Below are 6,368 nucleotides of genomic sequence, written 5' to 3' on the forward strand. Positions count from 1 at the left end.
GAAACCGAATCGTCAGGCTCGATGTCTTGTCCGACATAGGGCGTGCCCGTGGCAATGCTCTGGGCGAGGCGAATCTTGAAATCCGGAAAACCGGTGGCCGAGAATCCTCGACAAAATCGGTTAACCGTTGGCTCACTTACGTTAGATGCCCGGGCCAAGGCTGCAATGCTATAGCGAGTAGCCGCGCTTGGATCCCGCAGGATTGCCTCTGCCACCTTGCGTTCCGACTTGTTCAGAGTCTCCACTCGCGATTGTATATCCGTCAGCAGATTCTCATCACGATGTGTCTGGTTTACAGCCATCAAAGTTGCTCCTTAATTATAAAGCTACTCCCTGAATACCTGGTGGCATGGTTTCACGAATTAGACAGATTATACCGGGTTTTTGAAGGATTTAGGGTAGTAAACGTATCATTAATCCGATAATCACCTTGGATTCGTCCGGAACCAATGTCATTATTTAGATAAAATTACTACATTTAATGTGAGAGCAGGTTGGTTTTCTGTGGCCTGATTCACCGGAGAGGCATTCCCGATGGTCAATCGGCTTATTAATCGTTGCGATATCATGTTGTTCGGGGCGCTGGGCGATTTGGCTCAACGCAAGCTGTTCCCCGCTTTCTATCAGTTGGAGAGAGCGGGTCTCCTGGCGGATGACAGTCGAATCCTGGCCCTTGCCCGCCAGGATATTGATACAGCGGCGGTTCGCAAGCAGATTTTGGAAAAGCTGGAACACTATGTAAAGCCCGAAGAGTTCGACCGCACCGTTGCGGAGGCTTTTCTGCAGAGAGTTGAATATCAGATTCTCGATTTCCACGATGAAGACAGTTTCAATGTTCTCAATCGTTGGCGCGACGAGAAAAACATTGAGAGTCGCAAAGATGGAAGCACCAGAAACGGTAACGATCTGATTGTTTATATGGCCAGCCCGCCTGCCATGTACGGCGTGATTGCACGCAATCTTCGCTCGGCCAGTTGCTGTAACGAAAAGACGCGGGTTGTTGTCGAGAAGCCCATCGGCCACGACCTTGAATCTTCTCGCGTGATTAATGACGAACTGGGAGAGGTTTATACAGAAAGCCAGCTTTTCCGTATTGATCACTACCTGGGAAAAGAAACCGTTCAGAATCTCATTGCCTTGCGTTTCGCCAACAATCTGTTTGCGTCGCAATGGGATCAGAACCACATCTCTCACGTGGAAATAACGGTTGCCGAGAGCGTGGGCATAGAAGGGCGGTGGGGTTACTTTGACAAGGCCGGGCAGATTCGGGACATGATCCAGAATCACGTGCTCCAGTTGTTGTGCCTGATAGCCATGGACCCACCGTCGGATCTGTCTGCAGACAGTATTCGTGATGAAAAGGTGAAAGTGCTTAAAGCGCTGCGTGCCATCACGCCCGCCATGATGGAAAGCTATGTTGTTCGCGGCCAATACACGGCCGGCACCAGCATTGGAAAGCCGGTTCCGGGGTATCTGGAAGAGGAGGGCGCCAACAAGCGAAGTACCACGGAAACCTTCGTGGCGCTGAAGGTTGAAATCGATAACTGGCGCTGGTCCGGCGTACCGTTTTATATTCGTACAGGAAAACGCCTTCCGGAAAAACTGTCGCAGATTATCATCCACTTCAAACCCGCGCCCCACTACATTTTTGATCCTGACCAGAAACACCTGGCAAACAACAAGCTGATTATCCGGTTGCAACCGGATGAGGGCATGTCCCTTAAAATACTGACGAAAGACCAAGGCCTGCACAAAGGCATGCGGCTGCGCCAGGGGCCACTCGAACTGACGTTTTCGGAGGCCTTTGAGGTCGAGCGTATCCCTGATGCGTACGAGCGCTTGCTGTGGGAAATCATGAAAGGCAACCAGTATCTGTTCGTGCGGCGCGACGAGGTGGAGTATGCCTGGAGTTGGGTTGATCAGGTTATCCGTAACTGGACCGACGGTGGTGATCCGCCCAAGCGCTACGCTGCTGGAACCTGGGGTCCGGTTGCCTCCATTGCCATGATCACCCGTGATGGAAGGAGCTGGTATGAAGACGCCTGACATGGTTTTTCCGCTGGGCGTTGAGCCGCGCTTTGCCGACTCAGCGCATCAGACAGCGTTGGAACTCGCGGAAACGGTTGCCGCACGCCTCAAGGACAGGCTTCGGATAGCTGAGCGCGCAAGTCTTGCGGTTTCAGGTGGCTCCACGCCCATACCCTTTTTCCAGGCGTTGTCGTGCAAGGATCTGGAGTGGGGCAGGGTTGATGTTGTTTTGGCAGATGAGCGCTGGGTAGATGAAACCGATGCCGACAGCAACACCCGGCTTGTAAACGCGAATCTGCTTCAGAACAACGCTGCGGTCGCACGGTATTTCTCTCTGAAGCAAAAAGGCGAGACCCCCGAAGAGGGTCTGGAATACGTCAGAACCGCGCTTGCGCACCTGACGCTTCCGTTGGACGTATTGATTCTGGGTATGGGTGATGACGGCCATACCGCGTCCCTGTTTCCGGACGCGCCGGAGCTTGCTCAGGCTATGGCCCCGGAAAGTCAGGAAGCCGTGGTGGCCACCACGCCCCCATCTCAAGCCCAAAGGCGCATCACGCTGACATACGCGCTGTTGTGTGGGGCCGGCTTTACCGCACTGCACCTTAAAGGCGGCGACAAGCTGGACACGCTGAAACGTGCGATGAAGCACCCGGACGATTTGCTCTCCATGCCCGTGCGCGGCTTTCTGAAGCCCGGCCTGCAGATTTTCTGGAGCCCTTGAGTGTGTTGTATTTCTTTGAATTTAAATAGCCTTTAAATCCCCGTGTGGAGAATAGCATGAGCCAAGTATCCGATTTTCACCGAGAGCGGATCAGATCGGTTTTGAGTTCATCGCGTCTGATGCCTGTTATCACCATAAAACATCCGGAAGACGCAGTGCCGCTTTGCCAGGCTCTTTTTGATGGCGGTATACACGTCATGGAAATAACTCTGCGCACGGAGCACGGGCTCAAAGCGATCAAAGAGGTTCGTGAAGCACTTCCGGACGCCTGGGTCGGCGCGGGAACAGTAACCTGCCTTGCGCAGTACCGTCAGGCGGAAGCCGTGGGCGCTCAGTTCATCGTAACGCCCGGTGTTACCGAAGCACTGCTGGAATTTGCGTTGACCTCCGAAGCTCCGCTTTTGCCGGGTGTTTCGACGGCTTCCGAGTTGATGCTGGGTTACGGCCTGGGTTATCGCGAATTCAAGTTTTTCCCTGCCGAAGTGGCAGGTGGAATCCCCGCACTCAGAGCCCTCAATGGCCCATTCCAGGACGCGATCTTTTGCCCAACGGGAGGCATCCATCGGGATACGGCCAGGGATTACCTGGCCTTGAATAACGTGCAGACGGTTGGAGGCAGCTGGCTAACGCCAGCCGACGTTATTGCAGAGAAAGACTGGGCGAAAATCAGTGAAATCGCCCGCGGCAGTCTCTCTGATATCAGCTGATATCAGCTGATATCAGAGCCAACCTTTACGATCTTCATGGTGTTCGTTCCGCCTTGGGCGTTTACATAATCGCCTTTGGTGATAACCACCAGATCCCCTTTGCTCACCACCTTCCGGTTGACCAGCTCTGATATGGCCAAAGCGTTGGTTCTTTCGTTCGGAATTTTTGCGGAGTCAAACGGAACCGTCTGTACGCCTCGATACATCACGACCCGATGCTGGGTAGTGTGATGCCGTGAATACGCAAAGATCGGGAGGCTGGATTTGATGCGGGACATCAGCCGCGGCGTTGCGCCGGTTTCCGTCATGCAGATGATCGCGGTAACACCATTCAGGTGGTTGGCGGCATACATGGCGGACAGCGCAATCGCTTCGTCTACGTGCTCCATGCTTTCGTGAATCCGGTGGTTTGACTGATGCATTGTTGGATGCTTTTCCGCACCTACGCAGATGCGCACCATCGCCTCAACAGCCTCTACCGGATAATCACCCACGGCTGTTTCTGCAGACAACATTACCGCATCGGTGTAGTCCATAACGGCGTTCGCCACATCAGACACCTCAGCGCGAGTCGGCATGGGGTTAGTGATCATGGATTCCATCATCTGGGTCGCTGTAATGACCGCACGATCCAGTACGCGGGCACGTGCAATGATGTGCTTTTGCACACCCACAAGCTCTGCATCGCCAATCTCAACGGCGAGATCACCTCGAGCCACCATCACGACGTCAGATGCCTCAATAACCGCATCCAGCGCGGCCTCGTCGTGGGCCAGTTCCGCGCGCTCGATTTTTGCAACCAGGCCGGCATCGGAACCCGCTTCTTTAAGAAGCCTGCGAGCCGTGTGCATATCTTCGGCCGTGCGAACAAAAGAGACCGCAACGTAATCCGCTCCAAGACGAGCGGCGGTCACGATGTCTTGCTTGTCTTTTTCAGTCAGGGCATCGGCAGACAGACCCCCGCCGCGCTTGTTGAGCCCTTTGTTATTCGATAGTGGGCCACCAATCAGAACGGACGAGGTGATGCTACGATCGGCAACGGTTTGTACTTCCATTTCGATACGGCCATCGTCCAGTACAAGGATGTCGCCTGGCTTTACATCGTTAATCAACTGCTCATAGTCAATGCCCACACGATCTTCCGTGCCGGCTTCTTTGTCCATTGCGGCGTCCAGAACAAACGTTTGCCCGGCCTTCAGAAAAACCTTGTTCTCTTTGAAACGGGCTATTCGAAGTTTGGGCCCCTGAAGGTCCGCAAGCAGCGCAACAAAACGCCCTTGTGCGGCCGCTGTCTGGCGCACTCGGCGCGCGCGCTCGATGTGTTCATCAGCGCTGCCGTGGGAAAAGTTGAGGCGAGTAACATCAACGCCTGCGGCGATAATGGCTGCCAGTGATTCGGGGGAATCTGTTGCGGGGCCTAGGGTGGCGACAATCTTGGTACGCCTGAGCATAGTTCGTGTCCTGTGATGGTTCGGGTTAGTCTTGTGCAAATGAACGAATCGTTCAAGGTTGACCGGTTTTATTGGGCGGCTTTCATCAGCGCAAGCGCATTGTCCAGCATCCGGTTCGAAAATCCCCATTCATTGTCGTACCAAGCCATGACTTTTACGTGACGACCCAGTACGCGAGTGTGATTCGCGTCGAAAATACTGGATAGAGCATTGTGATTGAAATCCACACTGACCAGCTTTTCGACGTTATAACCTAACACGGGGTTTGATTCTGCCGCAGCCTTTACCGCCGCATTAACTTCTTCAACGGACGTATCCCGGCTCGCAATAAAGCCAAAGTCGACCAGTGATACGTTAATGGTTGGAACGCGAATAGCCAGCCCGTCAAGTTTTCCGTCAAGCTCCGGGATTATTTTGCCAATGGCCGCGGCAGCGCCGGTTTTGGTTGGTATCATTGACTGGGTTGCGGAGCGGGCGCGATACAGATCAGAGTGATATACGTCGCTTAGATGCTGGTCATTCGTGTAGGAGTGAATGGTTGTCATCAATCCGCTTTCAATGCCGACAACCTTGTGCAGAGCTTCTGCAACAGGCGCAAGGCAGTTTGTTGTGCAAGAGGCGTTGGAAATAATGTGGTGTTCTGATGTCAGCACGTTGTGATTTACGCCGTAAACAACCATGGTGTCGGCATCGGGGCTCGGCGCCGAAATAATGACTTTACGAGCGCCGGCTTTCAGGTGCGCTTCCGCTTTGTCACGTTTGGTAAACAATCCCGTGCATTCAAAAACAACGTCCACGTTCAAATCTTTCCAGGGGAGTTCTTCCGGATTGCGAATGGCCGTGATCGAAATCCGATCGCCATTAACGCTGAGAGATTCCGCATCGTGGCTTACCTCAGCGTCAAATCGTCCGTGAACACTGTCGTATTTTAACAGATGGGCGTTGGTTTGTGCGTCGCCCAGATCATTAATGGCGACCACTTGGAGCTGCTCGCGGTAGTTGTTTTCATAAAGTGCGCGGAGCGTGTTGCGGCCAATCCGCCCAAAACCGTTGATCGCGATACGAATTGTCATATTTTGACTCCTTAACTGAATGTTTTTATTCGTGGAATTTTCGGAATGTAGTAAATATAACAAAATAATGCGCGAATATGAATTTTTGAACGTTCGAAAACGAAAAAAAGAACGTAAAATGACGTCTTACGAAGAGCGATCGAATGATACCCAGGTACTGGAGCCCATTATGAACCCGACTGTCCACACTGTTACCCAGCGAATTATCGACCGCAGCCGCGCAAGCCGACAGAATTACCTTGGGAAACGCTGATTAATTCAGCTTGAGCCTTGGATTTGATAAAATCAAACTCCCGATAATCGAACCGACCAGGAACGATCATGAAGCAGACGAGTTTCGCCCAAGCCGAGTTCGCCGCCAAGAAAAAGAAGACCCGACGTGAGC

The 6,368-nt window shown here is 53.0% G+C and carries 6 protein-coding genes and 1 pseudogene; 3 read left to right on the forward strand and 4 right to left on the reverse strand.

Annotation, left to right across the window (positions count from 1 at the left end; genetic code table 11):
• Positions 1-302: pseudogene (locus ENI00_RS17325) on the reverse strand (transcriptional regulator HexR); the annotation flags it as partial.
• A 232-nt stretch (positions 303-534) separates the two neighbouring features.
• On the opposite strand from ENI00_RS17325, the gene zwf reads away from it, so the two are divergent.
• The 3 genes from zwf to ENI00_RS17340 are packed head-to-tail and all read left to right on the forward strand — an operon-like array spanning position 535 to position 3,459.
• Entirely contained in the window at positions 535-2,046 is a 1,512-nt protein-coding gene (zwf, locus tag ENI00_RS17330; RefSeq protein WP_304105169.1) for a glucose-6-phosphate dehydrogenase, read from the forward strand.
• Positions 2,033-2,752, forward strand: coding sequence for a 6-phosphogluconolactonase (gene pgl, locus ENI00_RS17335; protein WP_304105171.1), 720 nt, complete (start codon positions 2,033-2,035; stop codon positions 2,750-2,752). Before zwf ends, pgl begins: the two co-directional genes overlap by 14 nt.
• Before the next feature lie 56 nt (positions 2,753-2,808).
• Positions 2,809-3,459 carry a bifunctional 4-hydroxy-2-oxoglutarate aldolase/2-dehydro-3-deoxy-phosphogluconate aldolase gene (locus tag ENI00_RS17340; protein ID WP_304105174.1) on the forward strand — a complete coding sequence of 217 codons (651 nt, stop codon included), beginning with the start codon at positions 2,809-2,811 and terminating at the stop codon, positions 3,457-3,459.
• 2 nt (positions 3,460-3,461) lie between these two features.
• On the opposite strand, the gene pyk is transcribed toward ENI00_RS17340, so the two are convergent.
• The 3 genes from pyk to ENI00_RS17355 form a co-directional block, all read right to left on the reverse strand.
• Positions 3,462-4,910, reverse strand: a complete 1,449-nt coding sequence (gene pyk, locus ENI00_RS17345) for a pyruvate kinase (RefSeq protein ID WP_304105176.1) — start codon at positions 4,908-4,910, stop codon at positions 3,462-3,464.
• Between the two features lie 68 nt (positions 4,911-4,978).
• The gene (gene gap / locus ENI00_RS17350) at positions 4,979-5,983 is read right to left on the reverse strand and encodes a type I glyceraldehyde-3-phosphate dehydrogenase (protein WP_304105178.1); all 1,005 of its coding nucleotides are present in this window, start codon (positions 5,981-5,983) and stop codon (positions 4,979-4,981) included.
• A 203-nt stretch (positions 5,984-6,186) separates the two neighbouring features.
• On the reverse strand, positions 6,187-6,368 hold a 182-nt coding region (locus ENI00_RS17355), incomplete at its 5' end, for a hypothetical protein (protein WP_304105180.1).

This window comes from Marinobacter antarcticus (genome assembly GCF_011049865.1).
Taxonomy (GTDB): domain Bacteria; phylum Pseudomonadota; class Gammaproteobacteria; order Pseudomonadales; family Oleiphilaceae; genus Marinobacter; species Marinobacter antarcticus_A.